Annotated in this window: 1 protein-coding gene; it reads left to right on the top strand. The window is 62.6% G+C overall.

Features of this window, described 5'->3' with window-relative positions:
• The coding region (locus AACW18_RS17620; protein ID WP_218390106.1) for a VCBS domain-containing protein at positions 1-203 on the top strand (203 nt) is incomplete at both ends.

Here is a 203-nt window from a genome sequence, read left to right as displayed (position 1 = left end):
CAAGGTGCAGTACCTGGGCCAGGGCGAGACCAAGGTCGAGACCTTCACCGTACAGAGCCTGGATGGCACCAGCCATACCGTGACCATCACCATCACCGGCGTCAACGACGGTGCGGTGATTGTGGGTGATGGCAGCGGTGCGGTGACCGAAGACCTGAACGTGGTCAGCGGTAACCTGACCGAGACCGGCAGCCTGAGCGTGA

It is taken from the genome of Aeromonas sp. sia0103 (assembly GCF_963895295.1).
Lineage (GTDB): Bacteria > Pseudomonadota > Gammaproteobacteria > Enterobacterales > Aeromonadaceae > Aeromonas > Aeromonas encheleia.
Note: the sequence above shows the minus strand (reverse complement) of the source record. Positions and strands in the feature narration are given on the sequence as shown.